Annotated in this window: 17 protein-coding genes; 9 read left to right on the top strand and 8 right to left on the bottom strand. The window is 32.0% G+C overall.

Annotation, left to right across the window (positions count from 1 at the left end):
• Positions 1-374 precede the first annotated feature (374 nt).
• The 4 genes from PW52_RS11975 to PW52_RS11960 are packed head-to-tail and all read left to right on the top strand — an operon-like array spanning position 375 to position 5,115.
• Entirely contained in the window at positions 375-1,685 is a 1,311-nt protein-coding gene (locus PW52_RS11975) for an O-antigen translocase (protein ID WP_044633198.1), read from the top strand.
• A 31-nt stretch (positions 1,686-1,716) separates the two neighbouring features.
• On the top strand, positions 1,717-2,694 hold the full coding sequence (locus tag PW52_RS11970; RefSeq protein WP_044633197.1) for a GNAT family N-acetyltransferase: 978 nt from the start codon (positions 1,717-1,719) through the stop codon (positions 2,692-2,694).
• On the top strand, positions 2,691-3,791 hold the full coding sequence (locus PW52_RS11965) for a DegT/DnrJ/EryC1/StrS family aminotransferase (protein WP_044633196.1): 1,101 nt from the start codon (positions 2,691-2,693) through the stop codon (positions 3,789-3,791). The genes PW52_RS11970 and PW52_RS11965 overlap by 4 nt, the downstream gene beginning before the upstream one ends.
• A 28-nt stretch (positions 3,792-3,819) precedes the next feature.
• Positions 3,820-5,115 carry an O-antigen translocase gene (locus PW52_RS11960; RefSeq protein ID WP_240475183.1) on the top strand — a complete coding sequence of 432 codons (1,296 nt, stop codon included), beginning with the start codon at positions 3,820-3,822 and terminating at the stop codon, positions 5,113-5,115.
• Here PW52_RS11960 and PW52_RS11955 read toward each other — a convergent pair.
• The gene (locus PW52_RS11955; protein WP_044633195.1) at positions 5,112-6,254 is read right to left on the bottom strand and encodes a glycosyltransferase family protein; all 1,143 of its coding nucleotides are present in this window, start codon (positions 6,252-6,254) and stop codon (positions 5,112-5,114) included. The two genes, PW52_RS11960 and PW52_RS11955, sit on opposite strands and share 4 nt — an antisense overlap.
• A gap of 59 nt (positions 6,255-6,313) precedes the next feature.
• Here PW52_RS11955 and PW52_RS11950 point away from each other — a divergent pair, with 59 nt between their 5' ends.
• Both PW52_RS11950 and PW52_RS11945 read left to right on the top strand, forming a co-directional pair.
• The gene (locus tag PW52_RS11950) at positions 6,314-7,390 is read left to right on the top strand and encodes a glycosyltransferase (RefSeq protein ID WP_044633194.1); all 1,077 of its coding nucleotides are present in this window, start codon (positions 6,314-6,316) and stop codon (positions 7,388-7,390) included.
• Complete coding sequence (locus PW52_RS11945; RefSeq protein ID WP_044633193.1) at positions 7,383-7,784, top strand: sugar 3,4-ketoisomerase; 402 nt, start codon at positions 7,383-7,385, stop codon at positions 7,782-7,784. Before PW52_RS11950 ends, PW52_RS11945 begins: the two co-directional genes overlap by 8 nt.
• Here the strand turns inward: PW52_RS11945 and PW52_RS11940 are convergent.
• The 4 genes from PW52_RS11940 to PW52_RS11925 are packed head-to-tail and all read right to left on the bottom strand — an operon-like array spanning position 7,767 to position 10,990.
• Positions 7,767-8,708, bottom strand: coding sequence for a glycosyltransferase family A protein (locus PW52_RS11940; protein ID WP_044633192.1), 942 nt, complete (start codon positions 8,706-8,708; stop codon positions 7,767-7,769). The two genes, PW52_RS11945 and PW52_RS11940, sit on opposite strands and share 18 nt — an antisense overlap.
• Before the next feature lie 10 nt (positions 8,709-8,718).
• Positions 8,719-9,564 (bottom strand): glycosyltransferase family 2 protein, encoded by an 846-nt coding sequence (locus PW52_RS11935; RefSeq protein ID WP_044633191.1) that lies wholly within the window; start codon positions 9,562-9,564, stop codon positions 8,719-8,721.
• Positions 9,564-10,304, bottom strand: coding sequence for a class I SAM-dependent methyltransferase (locus PW52_RS11930; RefSeq protein WP_044633190.1), 741 nt, complete (start codon positions 10,302-10,304; stop codon positions 9,564-9,566). The genes PW52_RS11935 and PW52_RS11930 overlap by 1 nt, the downstream gene beginning before the upstream one ends.
• 2 nt (positions 10,305-10,306) lie before the next feature.
• A complete protein-coding gene (locus PW52_RS11925) occupies positions 10,307-10,990 on the bottom strand; it encodes a cell division ATP-binding protein FtsE (RefSeq protein WP_044633189.1) in 684 nt (227 codons plus the stop codon).
• A 222-nt stretch (positions 10,991-11,212) separates the two neighbouring features.
• Here PW52_RS11925 and PW52_RS11920 point away from each other — a divergent pair, with 222 nt between their 5' ends.
• From PW52_RS11920 to PW52_RS11910, 3 genes are all read left to right on the top strand, one after another.
• Positions 11,213-14,251 carry a tetratricopeptide repeat protein gene (locus tag PW52_RS11920; RefSeq protein WP_044633188.1) on the top strand — a complete coding sequence of 1,013 codons (3,039 nt, stop codon included), beginning with the start codon at positions 11,213-11,215 and terminating at the stop codon, positions 14,249-14,251.
• 107 nt (positions 14,252-14,358) lie between these two features.
• Positions 14,359-16,083 (top strand): porin family protein, encoded by a 1,725-nt coding sequence (locus tag PW52_RS11915; protein ID WP_044633187.1) that lies wholly within the window; start codon positions 14,359-14,361, stop codon positions 16,081-16,083.
• Between the two features lie 251 nt (positions 16,084-16,334).
• A complete protein-coding gene (locus tag PW52_RS11910) occupies positions 16,335-16,808 on the top strand; it encodes an ASCH domain-containing protein (protein ID WP_044633186.1) in 474 nt (157 codons plus the stop codon).
• A gap of 16 nt (positions 16,809-16,824) precedes the next feature.
• Here the strand turns inward: PW52_RS11910 and PW52_RS11905 are convergent, their stop codons facing one another.
• Genes PW52_RS11905 through PW52_RS11895 form a run of 3 tightly spaced genes read right to left on the bottom strand, consistent with a single transcriptional unit; the run spans position 16,825 to position 19,313 of the window.
• Positions 16,825-17,580: a LytR/AlgR family response regulator transcription factor gene (locus PW52_RS11905; RefSeq protein ID WP_044633185.1), complete on the bottom strand. Its 756-nt coding sequence runs from the start codon at positions 17,578-17,580 to the stop codon at positions 16,825-16,827.
• Between the two features lie 32 nt (positions 17,581-17,612).
• Positions 17,613-17,954 (bottom strand): 2TM domain-containing protein, encoded by a 342-nt coding sequence (locus tag PW52_RS11900; protein WP_044633184.1) that lies wholly within the window; start codon positions 17,952-17,954, stop codon positions 17,613-17,615.
• A 12-nt stretch (positions 17,955-17,966) separates the two neighbouring features.
• Complete coding sequence (locus tag PW52_RS11895; protein WP_044633183.1) at positions 17,967-19,313, bottom strand: histidine kinase; 1,347 nt, start codon at positions 19,311-19,313, stop codon at positions 17,967-17,969.
• Positions 19,314-19,434 lie beyond the last annotated feature (121 nt).

The raw sequence follows: 19,434 nt of genomic DNA, 5'->3' as shown, positions 1-19,434 counted from the left end.
AATACATTGGGTAGAGTGGCTAGGTTATCTAGCCACTGCTACTGTTTTAACTTCGTTTTTAATGAAAGCAGTTACCCGTTTGCGAATAGTAAACTGTATAGGATGTTTACTATTTGTATGTTATGGTTTTTTACTTACTCCGCTTTCAAAGCCAATAATTATAACCAATTTGGCTATTTTTTTTATTAACTTATACTACATATTAAAAAAGTAAGATTAATTGCTTTTTATCGGAAACATTAATATCTCATAGGTTTTACATTATGATAAACCCAAATGATTTGTATATTTAGACGCCCAGTAATGTGTGCATTTAGAATATTGAGTTAATTTTAACGTTATAAAATTAAACTAGCCAATCCAAAAGTTATTAATTGAGAAAATTAATAGAGTATATAAACGAAAAAGTTTTAGTAAAAATAGCTTCACTACAAATGATTGCTATTATAACCAGAATAATAGCAGGCTTGCTAACCTCCAAAGCGATTGCTTTAATTGTTGGTCCTTTTGGTTTAGCGCTAATTGGGAATTTAAGAAATTTTGTAGCGGCGTTTCAAACATTAGCAACCCTTGGTTTGTACAAAGGCATTGTTAAATATATATCGGAGTTTAAAGATAATAGTAACGCTTTAACAAGAACGTTATCAACAACCTATTATTTCGGGTTTATTTCTACATTATTGGTTTCTTTTTTCTGTTATTTTGCTTCAGAATGGATAAATACCATTATTTTTCCAAGTTATAACGATTATGGTTATGTTATTAAAATATTTGCTATAGCCTTACCTTTTTATGCTTTAAATATGTTCACTTTTTCTATAATGAATGGGTTTTCAAAGTATAAGATTCTAATCATTATTAATATTATTGGGCAAATTCTTAGTGTATCTATAGCGCTAATTTTAATTTATCAGGAAAAATTAAAAGGTGCTTTAATCTCGGTTGCGATAGCTGAGTCCATTATATTTTTAATTACACTTGTAGGTATTTTTAACAGGCAAAGTATGTTACCCAAAGTACAAGTTAGTGCAGTGAGCTTTCAAATGTTAAAAAAGCTTAGTTCATATTCTGTTATGGCTTTATTTCCTGTGCTACTTTTACCTTTAGTTACTATTGCTATTCGCTCGTATATTATCGACAATATAGGTTATAAAGAAGCAGGTTTTTGGGAGGCAATGACGCGTCTTTCTAAATATTACTTGATGTTTGTGAGTTCCTTAATTTCTCTTTATTTGTTGCCCCGTTTTTCTGAAATTAAGACGATAAAAGCGTTTAAAAAAGAGGTTTGGCAATTTTATAAAACTATCGTGCCCTTTCTTATCATTGGACTAGTGCTTATTTTTGTGCTTAAAAAGTATATAATTTTAGCCATTTTTACGGAAGAGTTTGAACCTGTTGAAGACCTTTTCTTTTGGCAGCTTTTGGGCGATTTTGTAAAAGTGCTTTCCATAATAATTGCGTATCAATTTTTGGCGAAAAAAATGTTCTGGCATTACGTTTTAACCGAGGCCTTTTTAATTATTATTCTTTACATTACCAGTGTGTATTTTATAAACTTATTTGGAGGAGTTAAGGGTGCCGTAGTAGCTCATTTTGTTAGTTATATTATGTACTACGGGATTATTTTGCTTATTTTTAGTAGCTCTTTTTTTGGGGCAGATAAAGATGATATTGTAGAATTTTAAAGGTTTTAAAAACGATTAACCTACTATTTTTATGAATAATTTTACTGTAATAAAGTATAACCCAAATTATTTTGATGTATGGAATAACTTTATTCAAAACAGTAAAAACGCTACCTTTCTATTTTATAGAAATTTCATGGAATATCATGCTGATAGGTTTTCTGATTTTTCATTAATGGTTTTCAAAAAAAATAAGCTAGTGGCGTTGCTTCCGGCAAATCGAAACTCAAAAACGGTTTATTCGCATCAAGGTTTAACATATGGCGGTCTTATTTTAAAAAACGATGTGAAATTTAATGAAGTTTTAGAGATGTTTTCTAGTCTGTTGTCGTTTTTAAATAGTGAAAATATTAGCCATTTAGAAATTAAATTAATGCCAGCAATGTACTGTAATTTACCCAATGACGAATTGAGCTATTTACTATTTTTACTTCAAGCAGAATTAATTAAAAAGGACAATTTATCGGTAGTTAATCAGCGTTATAAATTAGCGATTTCAAATAACAGATTAGAAGGTGTAAAACGTGGTGTTAAACACAATTTAAAGGTTGAAGAGTCTAAGAGTTTTGATGAATTTTGGAACACCATTTTAATACCTAATTTAAATAAAAAACATGGCGTAAAGCCAGTGCATAGTTTATCTGAAATTAAACAATTGCACGAAAATTTTCCAGATAATATAAAACAATACAACGTTTATCACGAAGGTGCCATAGTTGCTGGAACAACCATGTTCATTACTAAAAATGTGGCGCATTGTCAATATATTTCAGGAAATCAAGATAAAAACCAGTTGGGAAGTTTAGATTTTTTGTTTGAAAAATTGATTAATGAGTTTTTTGCCGATAAATTATTTTTCGATTTTGGATCGTCGAACGAAAACCACGGTAGAACCATAAATAGAGGGCTTCAATTTTGGAAAGAAGGTTTTGGAGCGCGTACTGTGGTACAAGAATTTTTTTCTGTTAAAACGGACAATTACAAATTGTTAAACTCTGTTATGAAATGATCGAGTTTTTAGACTTAAAAAAAATAAATATAGCCTATGAAGCCGAGTTTAACAACGTCTTTAAGGCATTTTTAAATTCTGGACAATATATTTTGGGCGACCAAGTATCTCGTTTCGAGTTAGAATTTGCTAAGTTTTGCGGAACTAAACAAGCTATTGCAACAAGCACCGGGCTCGACGCCATAAAGTTGATTTTTGAAGGTTTTAAAGTACTAGGAAAATTGAACGATGGTGACGAAGTTTTAGTGCCTGCAAATACCTATATTGCTTCTGTTTTAGCTATTAGTCATGCTGGTTTAAAACCCGTTTTGGTTATGCCAAATCCTTCAACTTTTAACATAGAAGCAAAAGCTATTGAACAAAAAATAACGCCAAAAACTAAAGCTGTTTTAGGAGTTCATTTATACGGGAATTTATACGATTTTAATGAAATACATCGTGTCTGCGACGCTCATGATTTGTTACTAATTGAAGATGCTGCTCAAGCGCATGGTGCCGTTTACAGCAATGGAAAAAAAGCTGGAAATTTATCGGATGCGGCAGCTTTTAGCTTTTATCCTACCAAAAATTTAGGTGCTTTAGGCGATGCCGGTGGTATTACTACTAATAACGACCATTTGGCTAATGTTTTGCTTAAATTAAGAAATTATGGGCGTTCGGAATCTTATGTTAATGACTTTAAAGGTTATAATAATAGGATGGACGAAATACAAGCGGCCATTTTAAGAGTGAAATTAAAACAACTAGATGACGAAAACGAAAAGCGAAAGGCTATTGCAAAAATATATTTAAACGGAATTAATACTAATAAAGTACAACTGCCAAAAGTAACCAGCGATAATGCCCATGTGTTTCATTTGTTTGTAATAAAAAGCGAATTTAGAGATGCGCTTAAATCGTATCTTTTAGAAAATAATGTGCAAACCATGATACATTATCCGTTACCAATTCATCGTCAAAAAGCCTACAAAGAATTAAACGGTTTAGCTTTTAATGAATTAGATTCGTTGCATAACCAGATTTTAAGTTTACCTCTAAATACGTCGTTAACCAAAACCGAAGCTACAACAATAGTCGATTTAATTAATAAATTTTAATTGTTAACCCAAAAGTACGACAACAACCGTGAAAAAAATTAGAGCGCTTTTAGGTGAAAATTTACTTTTAAAAATCACCTCATTAAATGCTTTGGTAATAGTTATGCGTTTAATTATTTCGTTGTTTGTTCAACGGGTATTAGCTATAAATGTTGGCGAAGCGGGTATTTCGAAAATAGGGCAGTTACGTAACCTAACACAAATACTTACTGGTTTAACCTCCTTAGGAACGTTTAATGGTGTGGTAAAGTATGTGGCAGAATTTAAAAACGACGTTAAAACACTTAAAGATGTTTTTAATACTGTTTTTGTTTTTTGGATTGTTGGAACCACTATTTCGAGCATTGTTATAGTTTTAAATGCAGGTTGGATCGCGATTAAGTTATTTGGAAACCACGATTTTATATCTGTCATTTACATTCTTGGTGTAATTCCGTTTGTAATAGGAGCCAATCGTATTTTTCATGGTGTAGTAAACGGATTGTCGGAATACAAAAAATACGCTAAAATTGATTTTTATGGCTACTTATTATCTGTAGTTGTTTTAATTGGGGGTTTATATTATTTCAATTTAAAAGGCGTGTTGATTGCTATTGTAATCACACCAATTATTCAGTTACTTATTGTTTTTGTCGTTTTTGGGAGTATTTTAAAAAAGTATATCACATTTAAGTCTCTCAGTTTAAAAGTGCCATATTTAAATCCGTTTATGGGTTTTATGGTGATGTCTCTAGTATCATCTGTTTTACTCAATTATATTGAAATTGATATTAGAACCGTAATTACTAATAAAATTAACATTGAAGAAGCTGGATATTGGACTGCTGTTAATTTTATTTCGAAAAATTATATGGCATTTTCTTCTGGTATATTTTCGCTATATGTTATTCCCAAATTTGCAACAATTTATTCTAAAACTGGTTTTAAAAATGAAGTCCTAACTATATACAAAACATTATTACCTGTTTTTGGTTTAGGCATGCTGCTTGTTTATGTTTTTAGGTACTTGGTGATTGATATAATTTACCCCAATTTTACTGGTATGGCGCCTTTGTTTAAATGGCAATTATTTGGAGATTTTATTAGGTTGGCTAGTTTAGTAATCGCTCATCAATTTTTGGCAAAACGAATGGTGAAAAGTTTTGTGTTTTCAGAGCTTGTCTCGTTAGGAAGCTTTTATTTTTTATCAAAATTCCTAGTTATTAAATATGGTGTAGAAGGGGTAGTTATGGCGCATTTTATTCGATATATTATTTATTTAAGTTTGGTGGTAGTATTAGTTGGGTTCTACTTTAGAAAAAAGCCACATGGCGGGGAAATTTAATTTTTTTGCCAGGTATCTAAGTATAATTGTGCTATTTTTTTATAGTTGTGATGCGATTCTACAAAAGCTCTTGCGTTTTTAGAAATTTCATTTATTTTGTCCGGATTCAAAATTAACCATTCTAATTTCTCAATTAATTTTTGTGTGTTTGGTATGGCGTTAATAACAATGGTGTCTTCTTTTAAATTATAATAGTCTAACCACTCCTGTTCGGCACCTGTAAAAACAACTTTGCCTTTTGCCATGGCTTCAAGCGCGTTAAAACCTTGGTCGTAAGAATATGTTTGATCTAATAAAATATTGCAATTATTATATAAAGTTATATATGTTTTATAGGGAACATTTTTTGTGGTTTCAATGTGAACTTTATCTGGATATTTGTCTTTTAAAGTAGCAAGTGCTTCTTCAAAATAGATGTTGCCTTTTTTTGCATAATTAGCAATACTAATACCATGAAAGATATTGACTTTGTTAGAAACTTTATTCTCAATAAAGTTGATTTTGTCGGTATTAATTGGGTTAGGAATAAGTCCTAAATATTTTGGGTGATTTATTAATGGTAAATGATAATCTAAATCTGAAGCAATAACACCATTAACATTTTCGAATAAAAAATCGTGAAGTTTTTTATACTTAGGTTTTAAAAACCGTAGCATGTGTTTCGATTTTTTTTGCAAGCTTTCATCCTTGTTAAAAGGCGTGAGAATAGAGTATTTTAATTTTTTATCGAAGGCATATTTTATACTGCTGTAATCTGCCCCACAGGATAATAAGAAAACCTTTTTATTATGCTTTATAATTTTTTTTAGCAACCAAATTTCAACTTTAGGGTTTGCTTTAAAACTATTTTCATTAATAAGTTGAACAACATCGTAGTGTTTTAACTTATGTAGTTGCTTAAAATATCTATAAGCATATTCAACTTTAACCAAACTTATGTTAGTAATACGGTGTATTGCTTTGGCTAAAAAGTGAAGTTTTTTGTTTTCTAAAAAGCGATTCTTTATACAAATATCAATAGGATACTTTTTAAAGCCATCACCAGTACCAATAATGGTAACCTCGTGGCCATGGCATACTAAACCTTCTTTTAAAGAGTTATGTAGCCTACTAAATTCGCCTATTAATAAAATATTCATTTATTACCTTTGTCAATCTTTGGTGTAAATATATTTAATTAAAACTGTTTTTTACCTAAATGCAAAAAGTGTGTATTGTTACAACATCATTAGCTTCTGGAGGAGCAGAGCGTTCTACGGCTTTATTGTCGCAAATGTTATGCAGTTTGGGGTATAATGTGCATGTGGTTTCAACAAAAAATAATATAGAATACGCATATTCTGGAACGCTATTTAATTTAGAAAAAGCAATTCATGGTTCAACAAGTAATTGGTTGAAAACAAAAGTTTTAAAAGCTTATTTTAAAGAAAATAATTTTAATTATGTTATAGATAATAGGCCTTATGGGAATTTTTTTAAGGAATTTTTATTGTACCGAGTTGTTTTTGGTAGAGCCAAAATTATAAAAGTTATCCGCAGTTTTAACTTAGTTACCTATTTTCCTAGAAATAAATTTTTAGCGCGTTTAGTTTTTGGTGGAGTTAATAAATTTGTAGCGGTAAGTAAAGAAATTAAATCAGAGATTGAGTTAAAGTATGGGTTTAAAAATGCGACTGTAATTTACAATCCTATTAATATTGAAAAAAGTGAAAAAGAAATAAAACAATTTAAACCTTTAGATTTTAAGTATATTTTGTTCTTTGGAAGAGTGCAGGAAGCATCGAAAAATTTATCACTTTTAATTGATGGTTACAAACGGTCTCAATTACCTCGAAAACAAATAAAATTGGTGATTTTAGGTTCAGGACCAGATTTAAATGCTGTAAAAGCCAAGGTGAAAGCTTGTGGTTTAGTTGATTTTATAACGTTTATTCCGTTTCAAGCTGATCCGTATAATTATGTGGAGTTAGCTGAGTTTACAGTGTTAACTAGTCGTTACGAAGGGTTTCCCCGATCTGTTGTCGAGTCATTATCAATGGGAACACCCGTTATTTCTGTTAACTGTAAATCTGGACCCAAGGAAATTATAAAAGATAAATATAATGGGCTTTTAATTAAGAACAACTGTAGCGAAACTTTGGCTACAGCAATGAATACATTCGTTGATAATAATGAATTGTATTTTTACTGTAAGAAAAACGCAAAACAGAGCGTGAAACATTTGTCTGCTAATAAAATTGCATTACATTGGCGAAAAATTTTACTAAATGAATAAGAAGGTTAGGCTTATTGATATCCCTAAAATTTCCGACCCAAGAGGAAATTTATCTGTGATAGAGAAAGATTGTATACCATTTAAAATAAAGCGCGTATATTATTTGTACGATGTGCCAAGCGACGCCTATCGTGGCGGGCATGCTCATAAAGAGCAGCAAGCTTTTCTAATAGCTCTAAGTGGTAGTTTTGATGTGGTTTTAAACGACGGAAAGGAGCGACTAACCATAATGCTTAATAAGCCTAATAAGGGGCTTTTAATTCCTACAGGAGTGTGGCGTGAAATTGAAAACTTCTCATCGGGTGCGGTGTGCTTGGTTTTAGCATCTGATGTGTTCGAAGAAGCCGATTATATTCGAGATTTTGAAGCGTTTAAACTATTTGTAGGCAGTTAAATAAATATTATTGTTTAATAAAAACTTTTGAAATCTTCTAAATCTAATTAATACAGATTTAGGTGAGTTTAAAAGTAATTTTTGCTTAAAATTTAAGTTATTTTGGTCTATTTCGCTTTTTAACTTTTTGTAAAGTGCGTTGTTATTATTTACTAGGGAACGCAGTGCTACAGAATAGCGGTTAATATCTAAATATAATTTTAAAGAAGGGTTTGTTGCTTCAATTTTAGAGAAACTAGAAATAAAATCGTACCTAATACCATTAAAATTATCTTCGCTTTTCGATAAGCTGTTTTTCACATAAAGCTTATAGTGCATAGTGATTTTAGGATTAAAAGCCACTTGATGTTTTAAAGCGATTCTAATCCATAAATCGAGGTCTTGAGCCGTTTTTAAATGAGGTTGAAAACCGCCAATATCAAGAAAAGTTTCCTTTGAAAAACACACCGATGAAGTCCATGCCACACAGTTAATTATGCTGGCTTTAAAAAAGTCTTCTACAATTACATAATTGTTACCATAATTAAAGTTGAATTTAGCAGGCAAAGAAACCTTGTTGTTGTAAATAACTTGGTAGTTACTGCAGAATAAACCGGCTTCAGGAAAGGTGTGAATTAAGTTTTTTAGTTCGGTTAAATGGTTTGGAGTCCAGTAATCATCAGCATCTAAAAGTGCCATATATTTGCCTTTTGCAACTTTAATGGCGTTATTTCTGGTAGATGAAACCCCTTCGTTTTTTTGCTTATGAATAATAATACGTCTATCGTTAAATGTCTTAACTTTGTTTAAACTTTCGTCCGTGCTACCATCATCAAAAACAATTATTTCAAAGTCTTTAAAATCTTGGTTTAAAACACTTTTTAAAGTGGATTCAATATATTTTTCCTTATTATATAAAGGAATAATTACGGAAAAAAATGACATTCGTTAATTATTAATGGCGGCAAAGGTAACTTATTCTATAAAAATCGAACAATAAAATTGAGGGATTGTTTGAATTTAAGTTGATTAGCACAATTGGCTTAACAATTTTAAAGATTAAATAAATTAAACCGTTCAATTTTAATGTTTTTAAACTTAAATACAGTTTTAAGAGTTTAACTTGATGCGGAAAAATCTTTTTTTCATTATAAAGTATTATTAAATTATTTAATGCTTTGTCAGTTTTATTTATAAAAATTGAGGCATCATCGTCGGCATGATGTACAACAGGATTGTTAAAAAAATGAGTTTTAAAATGATGTTCCTCTAAGTTGTTAAAAAACAGGACATCTTCATAACCATAACTTGTTATAGTTTCATCAAATGGATGCCTTAAAATCACATCTTTTTTAATCATGAAGTTCGATGAACACAGTGTTTTATATTCTCTTTTTTTTGTGTACAACCACCTTAGTTTATATGGTTTGTTGGGTGGTGTCGCCAAACAAGTCATGCCCCCAGAAGCTACGTCGTGGTTTTTTAATTTGAGGTAGTTTTTAATAAAATCGGCATTTTTTGGCATAGTTCCAGCATCTATAAAAAGCAGTAAGCTGTATGCGGCTGTTTTTGCTAAAATGTTTCTAATGGCGCTTCTGCCAACATTTTTATCTAGAATAGTATAATTGGTATTCTTAAGATTGTTTATGTTTTGGTTTGCTTTACTTATGCTTTTGTTTGTTGAGCAATCATCGATACAAATTATCTCGAATACAACATTTAATTCACTTACTTGTTTATGTATTTTGTTTACAAGCGATGTTATATTACAATTGTATGTTGGTATTAATACCGATAGCATTATTTTGTAAGTTTTAATATGATTTCTGGAGTGGTAAAACCATGATATTTTTCGTTACTGTTGGTGGTTTTAAACTCAAGCGTGTTTACTATAAAACCTACGTTTTCTAATCTCGATTTTAATCCATTAACCGAGTATATTCTTACATGATCTTCTTGCCCAAAATGTTTTAAGCATTCTTCAGGCGAAATTATTGAGGAGTCTTCATATATTTCTCCAGACCTAAAAGGTGTTTGTATAAATGCTTTTCCATTAGGTTTTAAAACTCTATATAGTTCGCTCATAGCTTTGTTGTCATCAATAATATGCTCTAAAATATGATAGCAAATTATAGTGTTAAAATAAGCATTAGGCTTATCTATTTTAGTAATATCAAATTGGTAATCAGCTAAAAATTCATCCTCAAAGTCTGAGCTGAAATAATTAATAGATGGATCTTTTTTTAATAACCTGTAGATACTTCTTGATGGCGAAAAATGTAAAATTGAACCTTTAATAGCGTTTTCTTTGATTAAAATATCCAATAATCGGCGTTTTCTAGATATACTTCCGCAAAATGGGCAAAGTAAATCATTTTCGTTTAAAGGTACAAAACGGTTTAGTTTGTGCTGGCAAATGTTACACTGGTGTTTTTTACCTTTATAAAAATAGCCGTAAAACGAGCGGAGAAATAATTCGTTATTAAATAAAAATGATTTCGGAATTAAGGTTTTGGCTTTTTGTTTTATAAAATTATACATAGCTAGCTTTTTCGCTGTACCACTTCAAAAACCTGGTTTTCGTCGCATTTTAAAGTTTTTCTTGGATATTTAAGTAGTAGAGCGTAGTCGTGAGTGGCCATTAAAATAGTATTGCCATTTTTACTAAGCTCTTGTAATACTTCCATAACCTCAATACTGGTTTGAGGATCGAGGTTTCCGGTTGGCTCGTCGGCCAAAATAAGTTCTGGATGGTTTAATAAAGCGCGAGCAATGGCAACACGTTGTTGCTCGCCTCCAGAAATTTCATGAGGAAATTTAAACCCCTTGGTTTTCATGTCGACTTTTGTTAAAACGTCATCAACACGTGCGGTCATTTTAGTTTTATCTTTCCAACCAGTCGCTTTAAGAACAAAAAGTAAATTTTCGTTTATATTTCGGTCTGGAAGTAATTTAAAATCTTGAAAAACAACGCCCAATTTTCGTCTTAAAAACGGAATTTCTTTTTCTTTTAAGGTTTTTAAATTGAAATCTACAATATTCCCTTCTCCTTGAGTTAATGGTAAATCGCCGTAAAGCGTTTTCATAAAGCTACTTTTTCCAGAGCCTGTTTTACCTATTAGATATACAAAATCGCCTTGATTCATTTCTAGGTTTATGTTAGAAAGAACGAGACTTCCACCTTGAAAAATCGATGCGTCTTTTAATTGTAAAATAGGGGTAGGCATGAAATATTGGTTTAAAAGTACAAGTTTAAAGTTTATAGTTTAACCTAACAAACCTAATTCCTAAAATTTTATTGTTTAGGGTGTTACTTTTTAGTGTTGCATGTATTAGAATTTACTATTTTAAATATTTAATAACTCGGTTTATAATTCTAGCGCGATTGTTGCGTTATACATTTTAGATTCAATTATCTTTGAATACTCAAATTAAAAAACGACTTGTAAATGATTTACAAAAACATACTTTTCCTAGTTGTAGCGGTTGGTTTTTCATTAGCCACTTGGGCGCAACAATCGGCAACCTACACCAGTAATTTAGTAGATTACCAGAAAGCTTTGTCCTTATATAATAATCAACAATATTTAGCTGCCCAATCGTTGTTTAGCAGTGTTAAAAGAACGGCAGAAGAGGACATTTTACAATCAGACTGTGCGTATTACATAGCTAATTGTGCGGTGCGATTAAATCAGCAGAATGCCGACCAATTAGTCGAAAATTTCGTTGCAGAATATCCAACAAGTACCAAAAAAAACACGGCTTATGTTGATGTAGCCGATTATTATTTCGAGAATTCTAAATACGCCTATGCTAGAAAATGGTACAGCAAAGTAAACGAAAATGCTTTAGGGCGAAGCGAAAAAGAAAAATTTTACTTCAATAACGGTTATTCGGCGTTTTCAGTAAAACAATATAAGGACGCTAAAAAATATTTAAACCGTGTTGAAAGCTCTAAAGAATATGGCTCGCAAGCTAAATATTATATTGGTTTTATGGCTTACGAAGGTGACGATTACGATGAGGCCAACGAATATTTCGATCAAGTTAGCGACCAAGAACGTTACAAAGAAAAGCTATCGTATTATCAAGCCGATTTAAATTTTAAACTTGGTAATTTCAAAAAAGCCATAGAGTTGGCAAAAGACCGATTGGATTCTAGCGACGAAAACGAAGTATCCGAACTTTCAAAAATTATTGGTGAAAGCTATTTTAATCTTGAAAATTATGCCGAAGCCTTGCCGTATTTAAAAGCTTATAAAGGTCGTAAAGGAAGACGCGAAAAAACAGCAAAATGGAATAATACAGATTATTACCAGTTGGGTTACACGTATTACAAGCAAAAAGAATACGAAAATGCCATTAACGAGTTTAATAAAATAGTAGGAGGTACAAACAGCATAGCTCAAAACGCGTATTATCATTTAGGTGAAAGTTACGTGCACCTCGATAAAAAACAAGAAGCTTTAAATGCATTTAAAAATGCTTCAGAAATGGATTTCGATTTAAAAATTCAAGAAGATGCATGGTTAAATTATGCGAAAATTAGTTACGAAATAGGTAATCCATACCAATCGGCACCTCAAGTTTTGGCCGGTTATTTAGAAAAATATCCAGAAACAAGTTATCGTGAAGAAATCGAAACGCTTTTAATTGATTCTTACATTACTTCAAAAAATTATGCCGAAGCTTTAAAACTGTTAAAAGGAAAAAACAGTTACGATAATAAAGTCGCATACCAAAAAGTGGCGTTTTATCGTGGTTTAGAGTTGTATAATGACAATGATTATTTAGAAGCCGAGAATTTATTCGATGCCTCGTTAAAAGAATCTCTCGAACCAATTTACACAGCGCGTGCCACATTTTGGAAAGCCGAAGCCGATTATAACTTATCTAATTTCGATGATGCTTTAATTGGTTTCAAACAATTTGGACAAAGTACTGAAGCTTCAGAAACCCCAGAGTTCGAAAATTTAGATTATAATTTGGCATATACCTATTTTAAACTAAAAAGTTATACCCAAGCTACAACCTATTTCAACCAATTTATTAGCAATCATAAAGAAGATAAGGTAAGACTTAACGATGCGTATTTACGATTAGGCGATGGTTATTTCGTGTCTAGTGAATATAACAATGCCATCGATGCTTATCAAAATGCAATTAAGCTAAACGAAATAGAATCCGATTATGCATTTTTTCAAAAAGCCTTAAGTGTTGGTTATGCGGGGCAATCTTCAAAAAAAATAAGTGAGTTAGAAGCTTTTATTAAAAATTATCCAAATTCAAAATTGAGAGACGACGCTATGTACGAACTCGGTAATTCTTATGTAAAAGATGGTCAAACTCAAAAAGCACACGCAACCTACAATAAATTAAGTGTAGCTTATAAAAACAGTTCGTTTGTACCAAAAGCCTTGTTACGCCAAGGATTAATTTATTACAATGCGAGTCAAAACCAAGATGCGTTGGTTAAATTTAAAAATGTGGCCAGTAATTATGCAGGTTCACCAGAAGCGGTTCAAGCGGTTTCTACAGCACGTTTAATTTATATCGATTTGGGTCAAGTAGATGAATATGCGGCTTGGGTAAAAACTTTAGATTATGTTGAAATTACCGATTCCGATTTAGATAATACAACCTACGAGGCAGCCGAAAAACAATATGTAGATGGCAATACCGACAGAGCCATTAAACAATTTAACGGCTATTTAAGTCAGTTTCCTAACGGATTGCATGCATTACAAGCGCATTTTTACATTGCGCAGTTGTACTACAAAAAAGATTTGTTAGAAAATGCAGCACCGCATTACCAATACATAGTTGAGGCAACGCAAAACGAATATACCGAAGAAGCATTAACGCGGTTATCGCAGTTTCATTTAGAAAAGAAAAGCTGGAAAAATGCTATTCCAGTGTTAAAACGATTGGAAGCCGAAGCAAATTTCCCGCAAAACGTAGTGTTTGCACAGTCTAATTTAATGAAAGCTAATTATCAATTAGAAAATTATAACGAGGCTGTCGCTTACGCGGAAAAAGTGCTCGTTAGCTCTAAAATTGATAACAAAATAAAAAGTGATGCGCACGTAATAATTGCACGTTCGGCTATAAAAACAAACAATGAAGCTAAAGCCAAAACAGCCTTTGCCGAAGTTGAAAAAGTAGCTACTGGCGAAACCGCAGCCGAAGCCTTATATTACAATGCCTATTTTAAAAATAAAGAAGCAAAATACGAAGCATCGAACACGGCCGTACAAAAATTAGCCAAAGATTTTTCGGGCTATAAATATTACAGTGCAAAAGGATTGGTGCTTATGGCCAAAAACTTTTACGCTTTAAAAGATGCTTTTCAAGCCACTTATATTTTAGAAAGTGTGATTCAAAATTTTCCAGATTTCGACGACGTAGTAACCGAAGCGAAAGCAGAATTAAAGAAAATAAAAACCGAAGAAGCTAAAACAAACTCATCAATCGAAACCGAAGATTAGTTTAGTTAATGTTACACGAAGTTTGGTAACTAGTGTAAAAAACATCAGTCAAAATAAATCAAAAAAATGTCCGCTTTTGCGGAATTAAAAAATAAAAAATAGAATTCATGCGAAAGCAAATAAAACATATTTCAGCAGTATTTGTCGTTTTAATTACAACGCTATCGTTTGCTCAAAGTAGAGAAAACGATACTATAAATACAGGAGTAATAGATGTTGTTAAACCATATTCACCAACTATTTCCGATGCGTTTAAGGTTCGTGAAACTCCAAAACTCGACGACGAAACCACCGAAACTAAAAAGGATGTAAAATATAATATTTTCTCCTTTCCTGTAGCTTCAACATTTACACCTGCAAAAGGTAAAGCAGCGGTTGTAGAAAAGCGCGAACCGGCTAAAATTTTTGATAATTATGCGACTTTAGGAGTAGGAACATATACCACGCTTTTAGGCGAGGTGTATTTAAATCATGCGCTAAATCGTAACGAAAGTATTGGCGGTTATGTAAGTCATCATTCATCGCAAGGCGGCATTGAAGGTGTCGAGTTCGACGATCATTTTTCAAACTCAAAAATTAATGTAAACTACAGCAGTCGTATGCGCGATTACGCGTGGAATGTAGAAGGAGGTTTTCAGCACCAAGTTTACAATTGGTATGGTGTGCCAGAATCACAAGTTTTAATCGTACAAACCAATAATCCTGCGGTCGACCATATGTTTTATAATGCTCATTTTGGTGGCGATATTACTTTTGAAGATACTTATATTAAATCGGCCGATTTTAAATTTCGTCGTTTTGGCGATAATCAAGGCTCGGGCGAAAATAGGTTTGTTGTAAATACCAAGGTCGATATTCCAATAAACGATATCGAAATTTCAACAGGTTTAACCTTCGATTATTTAGGAGGAACTTTCGATAGAAATTATTTTACAACAGACGAGTTAAATTATGGTAATTTCTTCGTTGGGCTTTCGCCAACATATCAGCTTAAACGCGACGATTTAACCTTAAACTTAGGAGTGTCTACCTATTATTTAAACGATACCGAAACAGGCGATAATAAATTCTATTTGTATCCAAATGTAACGGCTACGTATCGCTTAGTAAACGATGTTTTAATTGTTTACGGTGGTGTTCAAGGCGATTTAAACCAAAATTCGTATTACGGTTTTGCTAGCGAAAACCCATTTGTATCACCAACTTTAAATATTGCGCCAACCGATAATTTGTATAATGCGTTTATAGGTTTAAAAGGTAAATTATCTAGCAATATGAGTTACAGCATAAGTGGACATTACAAGGCCAATAAAAACAAAGCCTTGTTTATTACAAATGCCATAAAAGATTTATCGGCTACCGAAGCTTACGAATACGGAAATTCCTTCGCCGTTATTTACGATAACGTAGATACTTTTGGCGTATCTGGCGAAATCAATGTCGATGTTAGTCGTAACTTTAAATTAGGTTTAAAAGCCGAATATTTTGGCTACGATGCCAAAACACAGACCGAAGTCTGGAACTTACCAGACATAAAAGGATCGTTGTTTTTCGATTACCAAATAGACCAAAATTGGTTTGCTGGAGCCAATTTATTTTATGTAGGCGAGCGTAAAGATTTAATAGCTATGGAAAGTACACCAACTATACAAACCGTAACTTTAGATAGCTTTTTTGATGCGAATGCACATGTTGGATATCACATAAACGATAAATTTTCTGTGTACGCCAAAGGAAATAATTTAGCAAATAATAGCTACCAAAAATGGCAGAATTTCCCAGTTCAGGGCATTCAACTTTTAGCAGGAGCAACCTATAAGTTCGATTTTTAAATAGATTATTGTTTTTTTACTTCTGCGAAAGCGCAAACCTTAATTTTTAAAACATCTATTGTCACCCTGAATTTATTTCAGGGTTTCATTTATAGCTTATCATCTTATAAAATTAGAGTTTAATTATTTGGGCGTTACCCCGAAGTGTCGGGGTCAGGCTTTCCGTTGCAAGTCCTCGGTCGTGCCTCCCTGTGGGCTTTCCTCTGCAATCCTTAACGCAAGCTTTGTATAAATTATAGTATTTTGTACACATGAAAACCTTTAATAACACATCGGTACAAACATTATGGAATAACTTTATAAAAGCAAATCCAGAATATAAAAATTATAATCGCCCCGAAGCTTGGTATTTCTGCGATAACCAAACCGATGCTAACGATTGTACTAACCTCGTTGTAAAAGGTGTAAAACAAGCCACATCAACATCGCTTTGGTGGTTTAAAACTTATAATTATGCATTGCCAAAAGTTGGCGATTTAAACATAATAACCAGTTGGAGTGGTGAGGCCAAGGCTATAATTAAAACCCTAAAAGTAGAGCAAATTCCATTTAATAAAATAACTGCAAACTATGCTAAAATTGAGGGCGAAGGCGATAAATCGCTAAAATATTGGCAAGATGTGCATTGGGCATTTTACACCAGAGAAATGGCCGTTAAAGGCGAAAAACCGTCACAAAATATGATTATTGTTTGCGAGCAATTTAAAACCATATTTACAATTTAAATTAGTTCTTAAATAACTACTCCAACCAAGCTTTAAAATCTTTTACACGTTCGCGAGCCACAATAACCTCTTGTTCGTTGTATGTTTTAAGTTTTATTTGCAAACGGGAGTTGGTATAGCTTACCATATCTTTTATGGCGTTAATGTTTACGTAAAACTTGCGGTTAATTCTAAAAAAAGTTTGTGGTTCTAACTCGTTTTCTAAAAGCTCTAATGTGGTGTCAAGTAAATAGTTTCTGCCTTCTATGGTGTGTAAATAAGTGCCTTTGTTTTCACTAAAAAAACACTCAATATCATCAATTGAAATAAGTTTTAAATGCTGTCCTACTTTTACCGAAAAGCGCTTTTTATACTCGCGATCTATTGGGTTAACTAATAGTTTCTTAATGTCGTTAAAATCTAAAGTAACCGCTTGTTTTTGTGGTTGGCGTTCTTGATATTTTTTTACAGCCGTAGCCAAATCATCTTCATCAATAGGTTTAAGTAAATAATCGATACTGTTAAGTTTGAAAGCTTGCAATGCATATTCATCGTATGCTGTTGTAAAAATAACTGGCGATTTAATATCAATTGCTTCAAAAATTTCGAACGATAAGCCATCGCTTAATTGTATATCTAGAAAAATTAAATCTGGATGCGCATTGTTGCTAAACCATTCTAAAGATTCTTCAACAGAGTGTAAAAGTGTTTGAGTTTTAATATTTAGTTTTTCGAGCATACGTTGTAAACGACGTGCCGAAGGTTTTTCATCTTCAATAATAATTACATTCATAATTTTGGTTGCTTAGTTATTGTAATAATTTATTATTCCCAATTGGTTTTGTCTTTTTCCATAAACTCACGAATTTTACGTTCTTCCCAATCTTTTCCAAAAAGGAAAGTAACACCAAAAACGCCTAAAAAATGGAAGAGTAAACCAATACCCCAAAATAGTGGTGTTGCCCAAGTGCCAAAGCTCCATAAGCCACCACCATTAACTACAATTGTAATTATTATAAAAGCATTTACTACTATAAAAACGGCCAAATGCCAATAAAAACCTACTATTTTTTTTACTTTTTCTTTAGCGCGAAGGTAGGCTTCTTCTTTTATGAATTCATTGTTTTTAAACGCGCTGTTATAAGGTTGCATATCTTTATTTTCCATGATTTTTACTTTTTAGTTCCAACGTTTATTATCTTCTTCTTCACGAATAAATTGTTCAATTTTTCGCTTTTCCCAGTCTCGACCAAAAGCGCCATTATTTACAAAAACTTTAAATGCTTGTAAAACTAAACCAACTCCCCAGCCTAACATGGGGAACCAGAACCATTTTACGCCCCAATACGTGTTATAATTAATGTAAATTAAAAAAGGAATAATTACCAAATAGCATATTAAGCTGTAATAAAAGCCTTTTAGTTCGTTTACGTAGTCGCGTGCTCGCACGTAACTATCGCCAAAATTTGATTTTGTGTTAATTGTTTTCATAACTGATAATTGTTTGGTTAGCATAGGTATTGCTACTGCAAAACTGTTTGCTTCTTGATTAATGAATACTTTTTTATGCGTTAATAATTGGTAGCGTTCTTTTATGTTACTTAAACCAACACCGCTACTTTTTTTAACTATTTGTTTAGGCTGCAAGTTGTTTTCTACTATTAAGCTGTCTTGTTGTTCGTAAATATTTATATGTAGTGGTTTGCTGCTTGTTACCATGTTGTGTTTTACGGCATTTTCTAATAATAATTGCAACGATAACGGTACCACTTTGCTTTCTGGGTTGCTAGCTTGTTCTGGCATGTTAAATATAATGCTGTCTTCAAAGCGCATTTTTAAAAGGGACATGTAGGTTTTGGCAAATTTAAGTTCTTCGTCAACCGTTACTAATTCTTTGTTTTTTTGCTCTAAAACATAACGGTATACTTTAGATAAAGACGTTGTGAATTTTTGAGCACTTTCGGGGTTTTCTTCAATTAAGCTGGTAAGTACATTTAAACTATTAAACAAAAAATGTGGGTCTAATTGGTTTTTTAAAGCATCAAACTTGGCACTGGCAGTACCTGCAATTACTTTTTGTTCTTTTATACGGTTTTGCTGGTATTTGTTGTAAAAGTAAATGACATGAAAAACTGCAATAATCGTTAATGTAATCCATAAGCCAAACTTATAATAGGCAAATTTCTCGTGTGTAATAAACTCATTAAAAGTTTGGTGGTACATAATTAACGCGGTTAAAGCTCTTAAAATAAATAACCCAATTAAGGTTAAAATAGTAGCGCCTGTAACACCTATAATAATGCGTTTAATAGTATCGGTTTTTTTCCAGTTTCTGCGATTTAAAAAACCGAAAAACATCATGTTAGAATAACCTAAAACAAAAGCATACAATTGGTAAAAAGCGAAATTTGTTATGTTTTCGGCGGTGTTATCAAACTTAAATCCACCCGATAGTACAGTGCCAATTACAAAAACAATACACCCTATTATAAAAGTTATTAATATGTTTTTTACAGATTTTGTCATGGTGTTTTTAAGTTTTGTGTTTTAAAATACTAAAAGTAACTTTTAATTATATTACAAATATCCTTAGGAAGGATTGATTTTTAAAATTACCATAACCGAATTGTGATTTTTTTATACTGAA

Source organism: Neotamlana sedimentorum, assembly GCF_000943565.1.
GTDB lineage: Bacteria > Bacteroidota > Bacteroidia > Flavobacteriales > Flavobacteriaceae > Neotamlana > Neotamlana sedimentorum.
This window is presented reverse-complemented; position numbering and strand designations above follow the sequence as displayed.

Bases quoted from the DNA above. Each gene is read 5' to 3' on its own strand.
- PW52_RS11905 (WP_044633185.1), bottom strand. From the start codon at position 17,580: ATGAATGTAATTATTATTGAAGATGAAAAACCTTCGGCACGTCGTTTA.
- PW52_RS11895 (WP_044633183.1), bottom strand. From the start codon at position 19,313: ATGACAAAATCTGTAAAAAACATATTAATAACTTTTATAATAGGGTGT.
- PW52_RS11965 (WP_044633196.1), top strand. From the start codon at position 2,691: ATGATCGAGTTTTTAGACTTAAAAAAAATAAATATAGCCTATGAAGCC.
- PW52_RS11920 (WP_044633188.1), top strand. From the start codon at position 11,213: ATGATTTACAAAAACATACTTTTCCTAGTTGTAGCGGTTGGTTTTTCA.
- PW52_RS11925 (WP_044633189.1), bottom strand. From the start codon at position 10,990: ATGCCTACCCCTATTTTACAATTAAAAGACGCATCGATTTTTCAAGGT.
- PW52_RS11930 (WP_044633190.1), bottom strand. From the start codon at position 10,304: ATGTATAATTTTATAAAACAAAAAGCCAAAACCTTAATTCCGAAATCA.
- PW52_RS11915 (WP_044633187.1), top strand. From the start codon at position 14,359: ATGCGAAAGCAAATAAAACATATTTCAGCAGTATTTGTCGTTTTAATT.
- PW52_RS11955 (WP_044633195.1), bottom strand. From the start codon at position 6,254: ATGAATATTTTATTAATAGGCGAATTTAGTAGGCTACATAACTCTTTA.
- PW52_RS11945 (WP_044633193.1), top strand. From the start codon at position 7,383: ATGAATAAGAAGGTTAGGCTTATTGATATCCCTAAAATTTCCGACCCA.
- PW52_RS11970 (WP_044633197.1), top strand. From the start codon at position 1,717: ATGAATAATTTTACTGTAATAAAGTATAACCCAAATTATTTTGATGTA.
- PW52_RS11910 (WP_044633186.1), top strand. From the start codon at position 16,335: ATGAAAACCTTTAATAACACATCGGTACAAACATTATGGAATAACTTT.
- PW52_RS11940 (WP_044633192.1), bottom strand. From the start codon at position 8,708: ATGTCATTTTTTTCCGTAATTATTCCTTTATATAATAAGGAAAAATAT.
- PW52_RS11935 (WP_044633191.1), bottom strand. From the start codon at position 9,564: ATGCTATCGGTATTAATACCAACATACAATTGTAATATAACATCGCTT.
- PW52_RS11900 (WP_044633184.1), bottom strand. From the start codon at position 17,954: ATGGAAAATAAAGATATGCAACCTTATAACAGCGCGTTTAAAAACAAT.
- PW52_RS11950 (WP_044633194.1), top strand. From the start codon at position 6,314: ATGCAAAAAGTGTGTATTGTTACAACATCATTAGCTTCTGGAGGAGCA.